The sequence below is a fragment of the Pseudomonas sp. C2B4 genome (genome assembly GCF_013359695.1).
Lineage (GTDB): Bacteria > Pseudomonadota > Gammaproteobacteria > Pseudomonadales > Pseudomonadaceae > Aquipseudomonas.
Window position 1 is genome coordinate 1 of record NZ_JABFMU010000006.1, and the last position, 18,646, is coordinate 18,646.

At 59.2% G+C, this 18,646-nt stretch carries 13 protein-coding genes and 1 other RNA gene; 10 read left to right on the forward strand and 4 right to left on the reverse strand.

All coding sequences use genetic code 11. The features are described from left to right. Positions 1 to 181 precede the first annotated feature (181 nt). The 4 genes from guaD to xdhA all read right to left on the reverse strand — a co-directional run bounded on the left by guaD (position 182) and on the right by xdhA (position 6,346). Positions 182 to 1,486 carry a guanine deaminase gene (guaD, locus tag HNQ83_RS06640; protein ID WP_175388219.1) on the reverse strand — a complete coding sequence of 435 codons (1,305 nt, stop codon included), beginning with the start codon at positions 1,484 to 1,486 and terminating at the stop codon, positions 182 to 184. A gap of 23 nt (positions 1,487 to 1,509) precedes the next feature. After that, entirely contained in the window at positions 1,510 to 2,352 is an 843-nt protein-coding gene (gene xdhC, locus HNQ83_RS06645) for a xanthine dehydrogenase accessory protein XdhC (RefSeq protein WP_175388220.1), read from the reverse strand. Between the two features lie 147 nt (positions 2,353 to 2,499). Continuing rightward, positions 2,500 to 4,899 (reverse strand): xanthine dehydrogenase molybdopterin binding subunit, encoded by a 2,400-nt coding sequence (gene xdhB, locus HNQ83_RS06650; RefSeq protein WP_175388221.1) that lies wholly within the window; start codon positions 4,897 to 4,899, stop codon positions 2,500 to 2,502. Next, a complete protein-coding gene (gene xdhA, locus HNQ83_RS06655; RefSeq protein WP_175388222.1) occupies positions 4,892 to 6,346 on the reverse strand; it encodes a xanthine dehydrogenase small subunit in 1,455 nt (484 codons plus the stop codon). The genes xdhB and xdhA overlap by 8 nt, the downstream gene beginning before the upstream one ends. Before the next feature lie 266 nt (positions 6,347 to 6,612). Here xdhA and HNQ83_RS06660 point away from each other — a divergent pair, with 266 nt between their 5' ends. From HNQ83_RS06660 to HNQ83_RS06700, 10 genes are all read left to right on the forward strand, one after another. Then, the gene (locus tag HNQ83_RS06660) at positions 6,613 to 7,272 is read left to right on the forward strand and encodes a GntR family transcriptional regulator (protein ID WP_175388223.1); all 660 of its coding nucleotides are present in this window, start codon (positions 6,613 to 6,615) and stop codon (positions 7,270 to 7,272) included. 2 nt (positions 7,273 to 7,274) lie between these two features. Continuing rightward, positions 7,275 to 10,763, forward strand: coding sequence for a chromosome segregation protein SMC (gene smc / locus HNQ83_RS06665; RefSeq protein WP_175388224.1), 3,489 nt, complete (start codon positions 7,275 to 7,277; stop codon positions 10,761 to 10,763). Positions 10,764 to 11,019: 256 nt separating this feature from the next. Then, positions 11,020 to 11,871 (forward strand): cell division protein ZipA, encoded by an 852-nt coding sequence (gene zipA, locus HNQ83_RS06670; RefSeq protein ID WP_175388225.1) that lies wholly within the window; start codon positions 11,020 to 11,022, stop codon positions 11,869 to 11,871. A gap of 91 nt (positions 11,872 to 11,962) precedes the next feature. After that, positions 11,963 to 14,320: an NAD-dependent DNA ligase LigA gene (ligA, locus tag HNQ83_RS06675; RefSeq protein ID WP_175388226.1), complete on the forward strand. Its 2,358-nt coding sequence runs from the start codon at positions 11,963 to 11,965 to the stop codon at positions 14,318 to 14,320. Positions 14,321 to 14,595: 275 nt separating this feature from the next. Beyond that, positions 14,596 to 15,762: a putative zinc-binding metallopeptidase gene (locus HNQ83_RS06680; protein ID WP_175388227.1), complete on the forward strand. Its 1,167-nt coding sequence runs from the start codon at positions 14,596 to 14,598 to the stop codon at positions 15,760 to 15,762. A 145-nt stretch (positions 15,763 to 15,907) separates the two neighbouring features. Then, positions 15,908 to 16,004, forward strand: an RNA gene (gene ffs, locus HNQ83_RS06685) — signal recognition particle sRNA small type. Between the two features lie 238 nt (positions 16,005 to 16,242). Further along, positions 16,243 to 17,046 carry a hypothetical protein gene (locus HNQ83_RS06690; protein WP_175388228.1) on the forward strand — a complete coding sequence of 268 codons (804 nt, stop codon included), beginning with the start codon at positions 16,243 to 16,245 and terminating at the stop codon, positions 17,044 to 17,046. 122 nt (positions 17,047 to 17,168) lie between these two features. Next, the gene (locus tag HNQ83_RS06695; RefSeq protein WP_175388229.1) at positions 17,169 to 17,480 is read left to right on the forward strand and encodes a hypothetical protein; all 312 of its coding nucleotides are present in this window, start codon (positions 17,169 to 17,171) and stop codon (positions 17,478 to 17,480) included. A gap of 512 nt (positions 17,481 to 17,992) precedes the next feature. Beyond that, entirely contained in the window at positions 17,993 to 18,241 is a 249-nt protein-coding gene (locus HNQ83_RS31095) for a hypothetical protein (protein ID WP_256668883.1), read from the forward strand. A gap of 10 nt (positions 18,242 to 18,251) precedes the next feature. Next, positions 18,252 to 18,560, forward strand: a complete 309-nt coding sequence (locus HNQ83_RS06700; protein ID WP_175388230.1) for a hypothetical protein — start codon at positions 18,252 to 18,254, stop codon at positions 18,558 to 18,560. Positions 18,561 to 18,646 lie beyond the last annotated feature (86 nt).

An 18,646-nucleotide genomic window follows, 5' to 3' on the forward strand; every position in this document is an offset into this window, starting at 1 on the left:
AGTTGGCGAAATCATATCGCCCTTAAGAGGTGTCCGGAATTATTAGGCCAGTTCAGGCTCGCTCCCACAGGGGGAATGCATTTCAGATGTGGGAGCGAGCCTGCTCGCGAAGGCAATGTGACAGGCAATAAAAATCCCCCGGGCTGAAAAGCTGCGGGGGATTTTTTTGGCCCGGAAAACCCTACCGCTGATGCACCAGATTCCCCGCCGCATAGGTTTGCAGCACCGTCCGGTCATCCCCCAGCGTCATCAACACAAACAACGTCTCGGCAATGTTGTTGGCCTGCTTCAAGCGATAGCCAAGCAACGGCGTGGCGTTGTAATCCAGCACCAGGAAGTCGGCGTCGGTGCCCGGTTGCAGGTTGCCGATCTTGTCTTCCAGGCGCAGCGCACGGGCGCCGCCGAGGGTCGCCAGGTACAGCGACTTGAACGGACTCAGGCGCGCGCCTTGCAGCTGCATGACCTTGTACGCCTCGTTCAGCGTTTGCAGCAGCGAGAAACTGGTGCCGCCACCGACATCAGTACCCAGGCCGACATTCAGTTTGTGCTTTTCGGCCATCGGCAGGTTGAACAAACCACTGCCAAGGAAGAAGTTCGAGGTCGGGCAGAACGAGATCGCCGAGCCGGTTTCGGCCAGGCGCGCGCATTCGTCGTCGCACAGGTGCACGCCGTGGGCAAACACCGAGCGCTCGCCCAGTAATTGGTAGTGATCGTAGACGTCCAGGTAGCCCTTGCGCTCCGGGAACAGCTCCTTGACCCACTCGATTTCCTTGAGGTTTTCGCTGATGTGGGTCTGCATGTACAGATCCGGGTACTCGGTCAACAACTGGCCCGCAAGGGTGAGCTGTTCCGGAGTGCTGGTCGGTGCGAAGCGCGGGGTGACCGCGTAGTGCAGGCGACTCTTGCCGTGCCAGCGCTCGATCAGCGCCTTGCTTTCGACGTAGCTGGATTCGGCGGTGTCGGTCAGGTAGTCCGGCGCGTTGCGGTCCATCATCACCTTGCCGGCGATCATCCGCAGATCCAGCTGCTCGGCGGCTTCGAAGAACGAGTTCACCGATTGCGGATGCACGCTGCCGAACACCAGTGCGGTGGTGGTGCCGTTGCGCAGCAGTTCCTTGATGAAGATGTCGGCGACTTCGTCGGCATGGGCCTTGTCGGCGAACTGGCTTTCGCACGGGAAGGTGTAAGTGTTGAGCCAGTCCAGCAGTTGTTCGCCGTAGGCACCGACCATGCCGGTTTGCGGCAAGTGGATGTGGGTGTCGATGAAACCTGCGGTAATCAACGCATCCTGGTACTGGGTGATGTCGATATCGGCCGGCAGGCTCGGCAGCAGTTCGCTGGCGTGTCCAAGGGCACTGATTTTGCCGTTATCGACCACCAGCAGGCCGTCCTCGAAATACTCGTACGAGGCTTCGATACCCACTTCGGCAGGGTCGGCGATGCTGTGCAGGATGGCGGCGCGGTAGGCTTTGCGAGTCAAGGGCATGGGATTCTCAGTGGTCAGTCTTATCAATTAATGGCTTGGCTGCGGCGTGAAGCGGGCAGCAGTTTGGCAATCGATCCGGTGCTGGCGGTGTGCTGGCCGAAGTTCGCGTTGTAAGTGGCGATAATCTCGCCGGCGATGGAAATGGCGATCTCCACAGGCAACTTGCCTTTGACTTCGCCGATGCCCATCGGGCAGCGCATGCGTTGCACGACACTGCTGTCGAAACCGCGGTCGCGCAGGCGGTGTTCGAACTTCACCCGCTTGGTCTTCGAACCGATCAGGCCGAAGTAGGCGAAGTCGTTGCGCTTGAGAATCGCGGCAGTGAGTTCGAGGTCAAGCTGGTGGTTGTGGGTCATGACGATGCAGTAGCTGCCGGCCGGCAGATCGTCGATTTCGTCCACCGGTTCTTCGCTGACGATCTTGCGCACGCCGTGGGGGATTTGCTCTGGGAATTCGGCGTCCCGCGAGTCGATCCAGCGCACGCGGCAGGGCAGACTGGCCAGCAGCGGTACCAGTGCGCGGCCGACATGGCCGGCGCCGAACACGGCGATCTGTGCCTGGACCTGGCCCATCGGTTCGAACAGCAATACGGTTGCGCCACCGCAGCACTGGCCGAGGCTGGCACCGAGGCTGAAGCGCTCCAGATGGGTGTCCTGCTTGCCGCTGGCGAGCATCTCGCGGGCGATCTGCATGGCTTTGTATTCCAGGTGCCCGCCACCAATGGTGTCGAAGCTCTGGTTCGCGCTGATGACCATCTTCGAGCCGGCATTGCGCGGCGTCGAGCCGAGCTCTTCGATGATGGTCACCAGGACGCAGGGCTCACCCTGGTTTTGCAGGTCGGCGAGGGCGTCGATCCAGTTGTACATGTTTTCACCCCTACAACTTTTGTTGTCTGTTCCGGCCTCTTCGCGAGCAGGCTCGCTCCCACATTTTGATCTCTGTCATACACAAAATTTGTGCCCACTGGAGATCCATTGTGGGAGCGAGCCTGCTCGCGAAGGCCGCGCCTCGGTCTAGAGCGAAGCCAACTCGGTTTCGGCTTCAACGGCTTTCGCCACCTTCAACCGGCGCATCTGCTCACAGCCCCACAACACCCGCTCCGGGGTCGCCGGGGCGTCGATCTTCGGTTGATGCCGGTAGTCGCCCAGGCTGGCCACGGCATCCTTGATCGCGCACCACGCGGCGATGCCGAGCATGAACGGCGGCTCGCCCACGGCCTTGGAGTGGAACACCGTGTCTTCCGGGTTCTTGCGGTTTTCCACCAGCTTCACCCGCAGGTCCAGCGGCATGTCCGCCACGGCCGGGATCTTGTAGCTGGCCGGGCCGTTGGTCATGAGTTTGCCCTTGTTGTTCCACACCAGCTCTTCCATGGTCAGCCAGCCCATGCCCTGGATGAAACCACCCTCGACCTGGCCGATGTCGATGGCCGGGTTCAGCGAGGCGCCGACATCGTGAAGGATGTCGGTACGCAGCATTTTGTATTCGCCGGTCAGGGTGTCGACCAGCACTTCGCAGCACGCCGCGCCGAAGGCGAAGTAGTAGAACGGACGACCACGGGCCTGGTTGCGGTCGTAGTAGATTTTCGGGGTCTTGTAGAACCCGGTGCTCGACAACGATACCTGGGCGAAATACGCCTGCTGGATCAGCGCTTCGAAGGTCAGGATGTGATCTCGCACGCGGACATGGCCGTTGTGGAATTCCACATCTTCTTCGCTGACCTTGTATTGCCGTGCGGCAAATTCGATCAGGCGTTTCTTGATGGTTTCCGCAGCGTTCTGTGCGGCCTTGCCGTTCAGGTCGGCACCGCTGGACGCGGCGGTTGGCGAGGTGTTCGGCACTTTGTCGGTGTTGGTCGCGGTGATCTGCACACGATCCATTTCCACCTGGAACACTTCGGCCACGACTTGCGCAACCTTGGTGTTCAGGCCCTGGCCCATTTCGGTGCCGCCGTGGTTCAGGTGGATGCTGCCGTCGGTGTAAACGTGCACCAAGGCGCCTGCCTGGTTGAGGAAGCTCGCGGTGAAGGAAATGCCGAATTTCACCGGGGTCAACGCCAGGCCTTTTTTCAGGATCGGGCTGTTGGCGTTGTAGCGACGGATCGCTTCGCGGCGCTCGGCGTACTGGCTGCTTTCTTCCAGTTCGGCGGTCATTTCCTCGAGCATGTTGTGCTCGACGGTCTGGTAGTAATGGGTGACGTTGCGCTCGGTCTTGCCGTAGTAGTTGGCTTTGCGTACCGCCAGCGGATCGAGGGCCAGATGGCGGGCGATGGCATCCATCACTTCTTCGATGGCGACCATGCCTTGCGGGCCGCCGAAGCCACGGTAGGCGGTGTTCGAGGCGGTGTTGGTCTTGCAGCGGTGACCGTTGATGGTCGCATCGCCCAGGTAATACGAGTTGTCCGAGTGGAACATCGCCCGGTCGACGATCGAGTTCGACAGGTCCGGCGAGCAGCCGCAGTTGCCCGCCAGTTCCAGCTGGATGCCGTGCAGGCGACCACTGTCGTCAAAGCCCACGTCATATTCGACATAGAAGGGATGGCGCTTGCCGGTCATCAGCATGTCTTCGACCCGTGGCAGGCGCATCTTGGTCGGTTGACCGGTCAGGTGCGCGATCACCGCGCACAGGCAGGCCGGGCTCGCCGCCTGGGTTTCCTTACCGCCGAAACCGCCACCCATGCGCCGCATGTCGACGACGATCTTGTTCATCGACACGTCCAGCACTTCGGCCACGAGCTTCTGCACTTCGGTGGGATTTTGCGTGGAGCAGTAAACGATCATGCCGCCGTCTTCAGTAGGCATTACCGAAGAGATCTGGGTTTCCAGGTAAAAGTGCTCCTGGCCGCCGATGTGCAGTGTGCCCTGGATGCGATTTTTCGCGGTCGTCAGCGCGCCTGCCGAATCACCGCGTTCATGGGTATGGCTGTCCAGCACGAAATGCTTTTTGCGAAAGGCCTCGACCACGTCCAGCACCGGTTCCAGGTCTTCGTATTCGATCACTGCGGCCATGGCGGCCTTGCGTGCGGTCTCCAGGTCACGGGCGGCCACGGCCAGCACCACCTGACCGACGAACTGCACCGTGTCGATGGCCAGCAAGGGATCGCCGGGCATCAGCGGGCCGATGTCTTTCAGGCCCGGCACGTCTTCGTGGGTAATGGCGATGCGCACACCGTCGAAGGCGTAGCAGGGCGAGGTGTCGATGCTGATGATTTTCGCGTGGGCACGGTCCGACAGGCGAGCGTACACGTGCAGCTGATTCGGGAATTCCAGGCGGTCGTCGATGTACTGCGCTTCACCGGACACATGCTTGGCGGCGCTGTCGTGCTTGACGCTGCGGCCGACACCGGTGGTCAGGTCCTTGGCGAACAATTCAGCCAGTTCGGCCTGGGTCTTCTCTACGGCGTGATGGTTAGACATAAGCGGTCACCCGGGTCTCGATGTGCGGTGTTTGCAGTTCGATGAAGTATTTGCGCAGCAGGTTCTGCGCGCTGAGCAGGCGGTACTCCTTGCTGGCGCGGAAGTCCGACAGCGGGGTGAAGTCTTCGGCCAGTGCGGCGCAGGCGCGTTCGAGGGTAGCGCTGTTGAACGGCGCGCCGATCAACGCCGTTTCGCAACTGTTGGCACGTTTCGGGATGGCCGCCATGCCGCCGAAGGCCACGCGGGCGTCGGCTATCACGCCGTTTTCCAGGCGAATATTGAACGCGGCGCAAACCGCCGAGATGTCATCGTCCAGACGCTTGGAGACCTTGTAGGCGCGGAACAGCTGCTCGGCGCTGGCGCGTGGCACGATGATTTTCTCGATGAACTCGCTTTCCTGACGCGCCGTGACGCGGTAATCGATGAAGTAGTCCTCCAGCGCCATGGTGCGACGGGTGTCGCCCTTGCACAGGACGATTTGCGCGCCGAGGGCGATTAGCAGCGGTGGCGAGTCACCGATTGGCGAAGCGTTGCCGATGTTGCCGCCCAGGGTGCCCTGGTTGCGGATCTGCAGGGACGCGAAGCGTTGCAGCAATTCGCCGAAGTCCGGATATTCGGCTTTCAGGGCGTCGTAGCAATCGGAGAGGGCGGTGGCGGCGCCGATTTCCAGGCGGTCATCGAAGCGATCGATGCGCTTCATCTCGGCGACGTTGCCAACATAAATCATCACCGGCAGGGTGCGGTGGAACTGCGTGACTTCCAGCGCCAGGTCGGTACCACCGGCCAACAGCCGGGCCTGTGGGTAAGCGTCGTAGAGGTCGGCCAGATCGGCCACGGTCAGTGGCACCAGGCAGCGTTTGTCGCCACTGTTGAGCTCGCCGATGTCGGTGGGTGCGATGGCTTTCAGGCGGGCGATGGTTTCGGCTTCACGGGCGTCGAACTGGTCCGGCTTTTTACCGCAGCAGGACTGCTCGGCGGCTTCCAGGATCGGCCGATAGCCGGTGCAGCGGCAGAGGTTGCCGGCCAGGGCCTCGTGAGCTTTGTGATGATCCGGTGCGTCACTGTTCTTTTGCAGGGCAAACAGCGACATCACGAAACCGGGGGTACAGAAACCGCATTGCGAACCGTGGCACTCGACCATGGCTTTCTGCACGCTGTGCAGTTCGCCTTTGTGCTTGAGGTCTTCAACGCTGATCAGTTGTTTGCCGTGCAGGGACGAAACGAACGTCAGGCAGGAGTTGAGGCTGCGATAGCGAATGTGCTCGCGACCAGCATCATCTGTCTGCAACTCGCCAACCACCACGGTACACGCGCCACAGTCACCGCTGGCGCAGCCTTCTTTGGTGCCAGGCTTGCCCACATGGTCGCGCAAATAGTTGAGCACGGTCAGATTCGGGTCCAGGGCGTGCTCGCTACGGAGTTCCTGGTTGAGTAAAAACTGGATCACGGAAGGCCTCGCAGACTCATTATTGTTGTTAACCGACGTGAACCGAATTTAGCAGGTCTGACTTTTCGGTCAATGATTTTCTGACTTAAAGGTCAGGAAAGTGCATTTCGTCGATCAACAACGGGTTCCTACAGTATTGACCCTCGCGGGATAGGCTGCTTTTTGCTTGAATCGTGCCAAATTCCGCCGGTTGGGCACTCCGCCATGACGTATCAATTGCGCTACACTGCGCCGCTTGTGCAGATCGAAGAGTTTGAAGGACAACCATGACGTTCAAGGCGCCGGACAGCCTCGCCGAGCAAATCGCTCACCACCTCGCCGAACGCATCATTCGCGGCGAAATGAAGCCCGGGGAGCGCATCCAGGAACAGAAGGTCACGCAGGCGCTCGACGTCAGCCGTGGTTCTGTCCGCGAGGCCTTGCTGATTCTCGAGCGTCGCCACCTGATCGCGATCCTGCCGCGTCGTGGCGCCCACGTAACCGAACTCACCGCGCACAAGGTGCAGAGCCTGTGCACGCTGATGAGCGAGATGTACATCCTGCTGGCCAACGCCGTGGCCAATGGCTGGAAGGTCCAGGCCGATCTCGCGCCGTTCGTGCAGATCCAGCAGCGCCTGACCGCCAGCTACGAACGTCAGGACATCCATACCTTCGTCGACGACAGTTTCAACGTGATGCGCGCCACGTATCCGTTCGCCGACAATCCTTATCTGCAGGAAACCGTCGAGAATCTGCAACCGGCCATGAGTCGTGCCTACTTCCTGGCGCTGGACCAGCGCAAGGCCTCGATGAGCGAGTACCTGGAGCTGTTCGAACGCCTGCTCGCCGCCGTGATCGCCCGTGACTTTCCACAGATTCGCCAAGTGCTGACGGCTTACGGCCAGCGCAGTTGCGATCTGGTGATCTCTGCCCTGACGGACGCTTAAGGGTGCGGCTAAAGTGCATCAAGCTGGCGGGGTTCAAGTCCTTCGTCGATCCGACCACGGTGAACTTCCCCAGTAACATGGCGGCGGTGGTCGGGCCCAATGGTTGCGGAAAATCGAACATCATCGATGCCGTGCGCTGGGTGATGGGCGAAAGCTCGGCCAAGAACCTGCGCGGCGAGTCGATGACCGACGTCATCTTCAACGGTTCCACCAGCCGCAAACCGGTGAGCCAGGCGAGTATCGAGCTGGTGTTCGATAACTCCGACGGCACGCTGCTCGGCGAGTACGCCGCGTATGCGGAGATTTCCATTCGCCGCAAAGTGACCCGCGACAGCCAGACCACTTATTACCTCAACGGCACCAAATGCCGGCGCCGTGACATCACCGATATTTTCCTCGGCACCGGCCTGGGACCGCGCAGCTATTCGATCATCGAGCAGGGGATGATCTCCAAGCTGATCGAGTCCAAGCCCGAAGACTTGCGCAACTTTATCGAGGAAGCGGCGGGCATCTCCAAGTACAAGGAGCGCCGGCGCGAGACCGAAAACCGCATTCGTCGAACCCACGAAAACCTGGAACGCCTGACTGACCTGCGCGAAGAACTCGAACGCCAGCTCGAGCGCTTGCACCGCCAGGCCGAGGCCGCCAAGAAGTATCAGGAACTCAAGGGCGAAGAGCGCCAGCTCAAGGCGCAACTGTCGGCCCTGCGCTGGCAGGATCTGAACGATCAGGTTGGCCAGCGCGAAGCAATCATCGGCAACCAGGAAATCAGTTTCGAAGCCCTGGTGGCCGAGCAGCGCAACGCCGATGCCAGCATCGAAAGATTGCGTGACGGGCACCATGACCTGTCCGAACGCTTCAATCTGGTGCAGGGGCGCTTCTATTCGGTCGGGGGTGACATTGCCCGGGTCGAGCAGAGTATCCAGCATGGCCAGCAACGCCTGAGGCAGCTGCAGGACGATTTGAAGGAAGCCGAGCGCGCGCGCCTGGAAACCGAATCGCACCTGGGCCATGACCGCACCTTGCTGCTGACCCTGGGTGAAGAGCTGGACATGCTCACCCCCGAGCAGGAAGTCACCAGCGCCGCCGCCGAAGAGGCTGCGGCCGCGCTGGAAGAATCCGAAACCACCATGCATGGCTGGCAGGAACAGTGGGATGCATTCAACCTGACCGCCGCCGAGCCGCGGCGTCAGGCCGAAGTCCAGCAGTCGCGAATCCAGCAACTGGAGACCAGCCTGGAGCGTCTGGCCGATCGCCAGAAGCGTCTCGGTGAAGAGCGCGCCTTGCTGTCGGCCGACCCGGAAGACGCGGCGATCATGGAACTCAGCGAGCAACTGGCTGAGTCCGAGGCGACCCTGGAAGATTTGCAGACCAGTGAAGAAGCACAGGTCGAAAAGCTCGAACAACTGCGCCAGCAATTGCAGCAAACCCAGTCGGCGCAGCAGCAGGCCCAGGGCGATTTGCAACGCCTCAATGGGCGTCTGGCGTCACTGGAGGCCTTGCAACAAGCCGCGCTCGATCCGGGCACCGGCACCGCCGAGTGGCTGCGCGAACAGCACCTGGCCGATCGCCCGCGCCTGGCCGAAGGCCTGAAAGTCGAAGCCGGTTGGGAGCTGGCGGTGGAAACCGTGCTCGGTGCCGATCTGCAAGCCGTGCTGGTGGATGACTTCAACGATTTCGACCTGTCCGGGTTTGCCCAGGGCGATCTGCGTCTGCTCAGCCCGGCCAGCGATGGCGCGCGGGTGCCGGGCAGTTTGCTGGACAAGGTCGAGGCGTCGATCGATCTGTCGCCCTGGTTGGGGCAGGTCAAGCCGGTTGAGAGTCTTGAGCAGGCCCTTGCCTTGCGCGCTCAGTTGGCCAGCGGGCAGAGCCTGATCAGTCGCGACGGTTACTGGGTTGGCCGGCATTTCCTGCGGGTGCGGCGCGCCAGTGAAGCGGAAAGCGGGGTGTTGGCTCGGGGGCAGGAAATCCAGCAACTGAGCCTTGAGCGCGAAGAGCGTGAAGCCGCCGTCGAAACCCTGGAAACCCAACTTCAAAATCTCAGGGCGCAACAGCGTCAGCAGGAAAACGGCCGCGAACATTTGCGTCGTTTGCTGCAAGACGAAGCCCGCCAGCAAGGTGAGCTAAAAGCCCAGTTGTCGGCCGGCAAGGCCAAAGCCGAGCAATTGACTTTGCGCCGCACTCGCCTCGATGAAGAGATCGCCGAGTTGGGCGAACAACGCGAATTGGAGCACGAACAGATCGGCGAAGCGCGGGTGCACTTGCAGGAAGCCCTCGACAGCATGGCGCTGGACACCGAGCAGCGCGAATTGCTGCTGGCCCAGCGCGACAGCTTGCGTGAGCGACTTGACCGGGTGCGTCAGGAAGCGCGACAGCATAAGGATCACGCCCATCAGCTGGCGGTGCGTCTGGGGTCGCTCAAGGCGCAGCATGATTCGACCCGCCAGGCGCTGGAGCGTCTGGAAATGCAGTCCGAACGTCTGACCGAAAAGCGTGAACAGTTGAGCCTCAATCTGGAGGAGGGCGAGGCACCGCTGGAAGAGCTGCGCCTGAAACTCGAAGAGCTGCTCGACAAGCGCATGACCGTCGACGAAGAACTCAAGACCGCGCAGATCGCCCTCGAAGATGCCGACCGCGAACTGCGCGACGCCGAGAAACGCCGCAGCCAGGCCGAGCAGCAATCGCAGCTGATCCGCGGTCAGCTCGAACAGCAACGCATGGAATGGCAAGCGCTGACGGTGCGGCGCAAGGCGTTGCAGGACCAGCTGCTCGAAGACGGTTACGACTTGCACGGCGTGCTCGCCACGCTGACCGCCGAGGCCAGCGAAAAAGCCGCCGAGGAAGAACTCGAACGCATTGCCGCGCGGATTGCGCGTCTCGGTGCGATCAACCTCGCGGCCATCGACGAGTACCAGCAACAGTCGGAGCGTAAACGCTATCTGGATGCGCAAAACGACGATCTGGTGGAAGCGCTGGAGACGCTGGAAAACGTGATTCGCAAGATCGACAAGGAAACCCGCAACCGCTTCAAGGATACCTTTGATCAGATCAATGGCGGTTTACAGGCGCTTTTCCCAAAAGTTTTCGGTGGAGGTCGCGCGTATTTGGAACTGACGGGCGAAGATCTACTCGATACAGGGGTAACGATCATGGCGCAACCGCCTGGAAAGAAGAACAGCACCATCCATTTGCTCTCCGGTGGCGAAAAGGCCCTGACCGCATTGGCCCTGGTTTTTGCGATCTTCAAGTTGAACCCGGCGCCGTTTTGCATGCTCGATGAGGTTGACGCGCCATTGGATGACGCTAACGTGGGACGCTACGCACGGCTGGTCAAAGAGATGTCGCAGACGGTGCAGTTCATCTATATCACCCACAACAAGATCGCCATGGAAATGGCTGAGCAGCTGATGGGGGTGACGATGCACGAACCCGGTTGTTCGCGTCTGGTGGCTGTGGATGTCGAGGAGGCGATGGCGATGGTGGATGCCTGATTTGTATCTGTAGGACGGATACTACGGGCTCATGGGACTTTTTACTTGTCCTGACTTGCTGGCCAATCGACATATTCGCTGAAGCCATAGTGACAGACGGTGTAAAGTTGCCTTTGGTCGTGCTAGTTTAATGTCAATTTTTCGTATACGTGGGCAAAACGCCTGTCAGAACATAGAGTTGGCGCCACGTTTTAAAGCGGTTTACAGGTTGTAAACCCCTTATTTTTCAGCATTTTTTATAGAGGCACGGGATTACATGGAAATCGGTCTGCGCGAGTGGCTGATCGTCATCGGCATCATTGTCATTGCCGGTATTCTTTTCGATGGCTGGCGCCGTATGCGCGGCGGCAAGGGAAAACTGAAATTCCGTCTTGACCGAAGTCTGTCCAACCTGCCGGACGAGGACACCAGCGCCGAGCTGTTGGGCCCGTCCCGCGTATTGGATGCCCACAAGGAACCGCAGCTGGACGAGCAGGATTTGCCGTCGGTGAGCATGCCGGCACGCGAGCCGCGCGAATCGGGTTCCAAGCGTGGCAAGCGTGCTGGCGAGCCGTCCCAGGGCGACATGAATCTGAGTCTTGACCTGGATGGCGGCCCGAGCTTCAGCAGCCGCGACGACGATTTCGTCGAAGACACCAAGGCTTCACCTTCGGTCAGCGACAAAGATCAGCCACAAGCCGAAGAAGTGCTGGTGATCAGCGTGATCTGCCGCGACGCGGCCGGCTTCAAAGGCCCGGCGCTGTTGCAGAACATTCTGGAGAGCGGCCTGCGTTTCGGCGAGATGGACATCTTCCATCGCCACGAAAGCATGGCGGGTAACGGCGAAGTCCTGTTCTCCATGGCCAACGCCGTCAAGCCGGGTGTTTTCGATCTGGATGACATCGACCATTTCAGCACCCCGGCGGTGAGCTTCTTCCTGGGTCTGCCAGGTCCGCGTCATCCGAAGCAAGCCTTCGATGTCATGGTGGCCGCGGCGCGTAAGCTGTCCCAAGAGCTGAACGGTGAACTGAAGGACGACCAGCGCAGCGTGCTGACCGCCCAGACGATCGAGCACTACCGTCAGCGTATCGTTGAATTCGAGCGTCGCGCCCTGACCCAGAAGCGTTGATTCAAAGGGTTGTCCCCGCGCCGGGCGCGGGACGATCGGCAAAATAGATTGAGCAGCCTCGGCTGCTCTTTTGCTTTATGAGAGAACACCCATGACTGCCGCCAAAGACCGCATTCTAGAGCTGCGTGCCGAGCTGGATCTGCACAACTATCGCTACCACGTGCTGGACGAACCGAGCATCCCGGACGTCGAGTACGATCGGTTGTTCAATGAGCTCAAGGCGCTCGAAGCCGCCAATCCCGAACTGATCACCAGCGACTCTCCGACCCAGCGGGTGGGCAGCGCAGCGTTGTCGGCATTTACCCAGGTACGCCACGAAGTGCCAATGCTCAGTCTTGGCAACGCCTTCGAAGAAACCGACATGCGCGAGTTTGATCGCCGGGTGACCGAAGGGCTGGATTTGCCGGTTGGCGATTTGTTCGGTGGCGGCGCCGCGGTGGAGTACAGTTGCGAACCCAAGCTCGATGGTCTGGCGGTCAGCCTGTTGTATCAAGATGGCCTGCTGGTGCGCGGTGCCACGCGCGGCGACGGCACCACAGGCGAAGACATCAGCATCAACGTGCGCACCGTGCGCAACATCCCGCTCAAGCTGCACGGCACAGGGTGGCCGGCGACCCTGGAAGTACGCGGCGAAGTGTTCATGTCCAAGGCTGGATTCGAGCGGCTCAATGCCACGCAACTGGAAGTCGGCGGCAAGACATTCGCCAACCCGCGCAATGCGGCGGCGGGCAGCTTGCGGCAGCTGGATTCGAAGATCACCGCCAACCGGCCACTGGAGTTCTGCTGCTACGGCATCGGCCAGGTGTCCGCGGATATCGCCGATACGCACATCGGCAATCTGCAACAGCTCAAAGCCTGGGGCATGCCGATCAGCCATGAACTGAAACTGGCGAACGGCATCGATGAATGCCTGGATTACTACCGCGACATTGGAGAGCGTCGCAACGCGTTGCCCTATGAAATCGACGGTGTGGTGTTCAAGGTCAACAGCATCGCTTCACAACGTGAGCTGGGTTTCCGCGCCCGTGAGCCGCGCTGGGCCATCGCGCATAAATTTCCGGCCATGGAAGAGCTCACCGAATTGCTCGATGTGGAATTCCAGGTGGGCCGCACGGGGGCCGTCACCCCGGTGGCGCGTCTGAAGCCGGTCAAGGTCGCGGGTGTCACCGTGGCCAACGCCACGCTGCACAACATGGATGAAGTGGCGCGTCTGGGGTTGATGATCGGCGACACGGTGATCATTCGCCGTGCCGGTGACGTGATTCCGCAAGTGGTGCAAGTGGTCACCGAGCGTCGCCCGGAAAATGCGCGACCGGTACAGATCCCGGAGCAGTGCCCGGTCTGTGGTTCCCATGTCGAGCGCACGCAACTGGTCAAGCGCAGCAAGGGCCGCGAGACCGTCAGCGAAGGCGCGGTGTATCGCTGTGTCGGTCGACTGGCCTGTGGCGCGCAACTCAAGCAGGCAATCATTCACTTCGTTTCCCGTCGGGCAATGGACATCGAAGGCCTGGGCGACAAAAGCGTCGAGCAACTGGTGGACGAGGGGTTGGTGAATTCGCCTGCCGATCTCTACGCCCTGAAGTTCGAGGACATTGTCGATCTGGAAGGTTTTGCCGAGCTATCGAGCAAGAAGTTGCTCAGTGCTATCGAAGACAGCAAGAAACCAGGGCTGGCGCGCTTCATCTATGCCCTCGGGATTCCCGATGTCGGTGAAGAAACGGCCAAGGTGCTGGCGCGCTCCCTGGGCTCGCTGGAACGGGTGCAGCAAGCGCTGCCGCACGTGCTGACCTACCTGCCGGATGTCGGCCTGGAAGTCGCCCACGAGATCCACAGCTTCTTTGAGGATGCGCATAACCAGCAGGTCATCGCCGATCTGCTCAAGCATGGATTGCAGATTCAGGATCAGGGCGAGTTGGGCGCCGAGTTTGCTGCCAGCACCACCTTGGGTGGTTTCCTCGACAAGCTGCACATTCCATTGGTAGGGCCGGGCGGGGCGCAGAAACTGGCCGACAGGTTCGGTTCGCTGCAGGCGGTGATCGGCGCCGACTGGCTGGATATGCGCCAGGCGCTGCCGGAAAAGCAGGCCAATTCGGTTCGCGAGTTTTTTGCAGTCGAGGAAAATCGGCTGCTTGCCGAGACAGCCGAAAAACAATTGGCCGACTTCGGCATGCACTGGCACAGCGAAAAGAAAGTCGTCGAAGGCTTGCCGCTGGCCGGCCAGACCTGGGTGTTGACCGGCTCCCTGGAGCTGATGAGCCGCGACGTGGCCAAGGACAAGCTCGAAAGCCTCGGCGCCAAGGTCGCCGGCTCCGTGTCGGCCAAGACCCATTGCGTGGTGGCAGGGCCCGGCGCGGGCTCCAAATTGACCAAGGCTAATGAGCTGGGGCTGAAGGTGCTGGATGAAGAGACGTTTGTTGTTTTCTTGAAGGATCACAACATTTCGGTCTGACATCATTCGCAAGCCCGCTCCCCAAGTTACTTTGTGGGAGCGAGCCTGCTCGCGAAGAGGTCGGCACAGCCAACATCGGCATCGCCAGGTACTCCGTCTTCGCGAGCAGGCTCGCTCCCACAGTTTGATCTCCAGTGAATGCCCATCCTGAGGCCGCCTGAAATACCTGTGGGAGCGGGCTTGCTCGCGAAGGCGATTTCAACAGCCCCGCAAAAAACGGGAACGATCACCTCTCGGGAATGATCTAGTCTTGGCAAGCCCAGGGAGAGATCGCCATGTACCGTTTCTTCGAACAGCTCACTTCGCGCATCGCCGCACCGTTCATCGGTGATAGTTCGCGCAACAGCAAGGTCTGGCCCTGTCGTTGCGGCCAGTCGCTGTTCTTTCGCAACAGTCAGTGCCTGGCTTGTTCGGCGGCGTTGGGTTATGAGCCGGAACAGACTCGTTTGTCCTCGCTGCAGCCGGGTGAGCCATCGGGCACCTGGTTGCTGGATGTCGATCCCGGAGCAGGCCTGTTTCGCCGCTGTGCCAACCTCGATTCCCCGGCCGCCTGCAATTGGTTGTTGCCTGCCAATGATCACGACGCCTTGTGTATCGCCTGTAGCTTGAATCGCACCATTCCTGATCTATCGATAGCCGAAAACCACGAACGCTGGCGAAAGGTGGAAACCGCCAAGCGGCGTCTGGTCGCTCAATTGGTCAGCCTGGGTTTGCAGGTCATTCCGAAAACCGTGGATGAGGAGGAGGGCCTGGCCTTCGATTTCATCGGTGTGGACCTCGAAGGCAAGTCACCCACCACTGGTCATGCGAACGGACTGATCACCCTCGATATCAAGGAAGCCGATGACGCCCATCGTGAGCAGGTACGGGTGCAGATGCACGAACCCTATCGCACATTGCTCGGGCATTTCCGTCACGAAGTCGGGCACTATTATTGGGACCGGTTGATTGCCAACACCGATTGGCTGGAACCGTTTCGAGGACTATTCGGCGATGAGCGTGCCAGCTACGCCGAGGCGCTGGATCGTCATTATCAGCAAGGCGCCCCGCTGGATTGGCAGCAGCACTGCGTCAGTGCCTACGCCACCATGCACCCCTGGGAAGACTGGGCTGAAACCTGGGCGCACTACCTGCACATGATGGACGCGGTGGATACGGCGCTGGGATTTGGCATGAGTGCCCGGGAAATGGACTTCGACTATCAGCCGTTTCAGCTGGACACCCTCTACGATCCGCAGCACCCCGGTGGTGCGACGTTCCTGTCGTTCGTCAACGCCTGGATTGAACTGGCCGGCATGCTCAATGAGCTTTCGCGCAGCATGGGACAGCCGGATTTTTATCCTTTCGTGCTCCCACCGGCGGTGATCGCCAAGCTGCACTTCATTCATCTGGTCATCCAGCGCGAGGGCGGCAGGGCGGACGAAGTCGTACAGGACCTGTAAGGGTCGGCGGATACCATGATCTTTCGGGCGTTCTGCATGTCATTGAAGCAGCTATATTTTTTAATCCGCCCTAACAGTTGTAACTTCGACTCAGATAGGTACAATGGCGCGGCTCGCCGTCAGGTGAGCGTCGTTATGGTGACCCCATCGGTCCCCCCGCAACGATTACCCGTGAACCTGGTCAGAGCCGGAAGGCAGCAGCCACAGCGGGAACATTGTGTGCCGGGGTGTGGCTGGTGGGGTTACCACCTATCTCTAAGTCCTTGATTTTACAAGGATTTGTCAGTAAAAAATCTCGAAGTGTGACAGCGTTTAGGTACACCAAAGTGGTGCATCATAAGCGGCATGTTAGCGTCTGCCTGTTGTTTCTCCAACCCTTCAAGTGTCCAGCCACCTGTAGCTGCAACTGGCGTCAACGTGCTGCTGGCCCCTAGCTATGGTGGTCATTACTATCGCTGAACTTTTCGGTGAGATGTAAGCATGAGCGACGACGTAAAGAAGACTTGGCAACAGTTTGTCTCCGAGTACCAGGCGCCTTCAGAAGCCGCTTGGATCAATGACTTCGCCATCAGGTGCTTCAGGGATACGGGAGATGGTGACTACATTGCAGCAAGGTTGGCCCTGAGGGCCGGTTTGGCTACACAGGCCATTTGGTCTGGGTTGCAAGCTGTAGAAAAGTACTTGAAGTGCATGCTGCTTCTTCGCAGGGTTAGCTCCAAGGGGGTGGGGCACAACATCGCTGAAGGTCTCAGGAGGGTAAATGATCGTTTAGGCTACGACATCGTTTTGCCCGACGATGAGCGGGCGGTCTTCAATCATCTTGCAGAGTCTGGTGGTGATCGATATCTAGTCGTATCACTCCACCTATTCGATCACGAGCTAGCAGGGTTGGATGCACTGGTTTGGCGCCTCCGCCAGTACTGCGTTGTGCTTGATATCGAGCACTATAACGACAAGCCGTCAGAAGAGGTTTTGTCTAGGAACTTAAATAAGATCAAAGCAAGGCTGGGCGGGGAGCCCGCTGGTGGGCACCTAGAGATCGGCGCACTCGAGAAGATCCTTGCAGACCAGCATCACCGAGCTCATAAGGGTCTTGTCTGGCGTAACGCAATGTTCGGTGGGGGGAAGCCTTTCAGCGCCTCTGATAATTTCAACTTCGTTGCGACCAACTCACCGTTGTACTTGAACCCTCAAATCGCCAGAGCAGTGAGTAAGCTGGTGCAGCTACCTAACGGCGCCTTGGAGGCATTCGAGCATCTCGCGATAGATCAAGGGAAAGTCTGACGGGTCATAGGTTGCTCGCCGCCACGACGATTCTGTGGTGGTCTTGCCATCCATCAGCCAAAGATTGATGTGATCAGTCTGTCAGAATACTGTTCGTACATACAGTGTTCGGTATGTGCGTGATGAAAGACGATTTGATCGATGACGGCGGATTTGAACTGGGGCTTCCCACTCACGAAGAGATGCTGAAGCATCAATGTACCCTGCTGTGTGCCGAGCTGGAGATGACATGCAAAGACTTGCGTAAGGCCCACCAGAACATCGCCAAGCTGATCATTATGCATCGGGATGGCTCGACCGAACTGGCAGCGTTGAAGGTTGAACACGAACGGTTGAAATGGACGCTGAGTGAAATGTACAGCCAGGAGCGGGAGCGGGAGGCATCGCGAATGGGATACGCGTACGGCGACCATGCCAACAGGGAAAAGAAGTGAACCAAGGCGAATTCGGCACTGATGACTGCGCGATGTACTCACCCAATTACAGTGAATTTTTGTGATAGGGATCGCGGCATTAAAAATCTATTTGGCTGTTTTCAATTGTTGAAAATGATGAAAAAAGGCCCGGTCCAGCAGCATTGCGGCCTACACGCCGATTCGCTCTTTCACACACAATTTACGCACAGGTTTATCCACAGGTAGTACGTTGCAATCTCCCTTCAAAACGCAATATGCTGTACGCAGACGACAAAAAAACCCTAGATGTAGGGTTTGTCGTTAGCTGCTGACCTCGAATGAGGTACTTAGAAAAGTCTGCGAGTGGTCGTGTTCGGTCTGGACAACTTAGATCACAACCACCCGCACCAACTAAAGCTAAACAGTAGCGATTACGTTAGCCCTAGGGGGATTGCATTGAGCCAAACATTGGCGGGATCGTCAACGGTTCTCTGCTGGCCGGTCCTCCCTAGGTCTGACACTTCCATCCTTGTCTACACAGGTGAATTGTCATGCCTAGCAATAAAAAGCAATCCTCAGCGAAGACAGCCAAGCTGGCTTCCGAAACCCTCCGTACCCCTAGCAAGTCTGCTACTGCTAAAAGTCTTGCAGCCTCGGTGCTGGCTCAGACCAGAACTGGGAAGCAAACGAGTGCTGAGATGGAAGCCTTCGCAGGGCGGGTGCTTCAGAGCGAGAAGTACAGCGACCAGACGAAGGCCCTAGCGGGTTCTCTCGTGTCCCAATCCAACAAAGATCGCTGAGGATTTCGCCATGACTTACTACGCACTCGTTACGGTTGACCTCGACAACGGAGTCAGCAGAGCAGCCCGCGACAAGTTCAACGATGAGCTCGCGAAAAAGCACTTCTCCAAGCACAAGCTCACAACCGTGTGGACTGCTACGTACAAATTGGGGACTACGAAAGCCGTAGCTATTAGCTATGCACGCAATTGCATAGATGAAGCCGCAGCAAAAGCGGGGATCACTACCTATGAAGCCTTGGTAACGATCAGCGAAGAGAAACCAACGGAATGGACAAAAGGCGTCAATAGTCTGCTAGCTCAAGCACTTCGTCGCTAAGAGAAGTAAACACTTCCACCCCGCTTCGGCGGGGATTCTAAGCCCGTTCAGATCTTGAGCGGGTACGCCCACTCTTGTGAATGGCT

Bases quoted from the DNA above. Each gene is read 5' to 3' on its own strand.
- guaD (WP_175388219.1), bottom strand. From the start codon at position 1,486: ATGCCCTTGACTCGCAAAGCCTACCGCGCCGCCATCCTGCACAGCATC.
- HNQ83_RS06660 (WP_175388223.1), top strand. From the start codon at position 6,613: ATGACGTTCAAGGCGCCGGACAGCCTCGCCGAGCAAATCGCTCACCAC.
- HNQ83_RS06680 (WP_175388227.1), top strand. From the start codon at position 14,596: ATGTACCGTTTCTTCGAACAGCTCACTTCGCGCATCGCCGCACCGTTC.
- ligA (WP_175388226.1), top strand. From the start codon at position 11,963: ATGACTGCCGCCAAAGACCGCATTCTAGAGCTGCGTGCCGAGCTGGAT.
- xdhC (WP_175388220.1), bottom strand. From the start codon at position 2,352: ATGTACAACTGGATCGACGCCCTCGCCGACCTGCAAAACCAGGGTGAG.
- HNQ83_RS06690 (WP_175388228.1), top strand. From the start codon at position 16,243: ATGAGCGACGACGTAAAGAAGACTTGGCAACAGTTTGTCTCCGAGTAC.
- HNQ83_RS06695 (WP_175388229.1), top strand. From the start codon at position 17,169: ATGAAAGACGATTTGATCGATGACGGCGGATTTGAACTGGGGCTTCCC.
- HNQ83_RS06700 (WP_175388230.1), top strand. From the start codon at position 18,252: ATGACTTACTACGCACTCGTTACGGTTGACCTCGACAACGGAGTCAGC.
- zipA (WP_175388225.1), top strand. From the start codon at position 11,020: ATGGAAATCGGTCTGCGCGAGTGGCTGATCGTCATCGGCATCATTGTC.
- HNQ83_RS31095 (WP_256668883.1), top strand. From the start codon at position 17,993: ATGCCTAGCAATAAAAAGCAATCCTCAGCGAAGACAGCCAAGCTGGCT.
- xdhB (WP_175388221.1), bottom strand. From the start codon at position 4,899: ATGTCTAACCATCACGCCGTAGAGAAGACCCAGGCCGAACTGGCTGAA.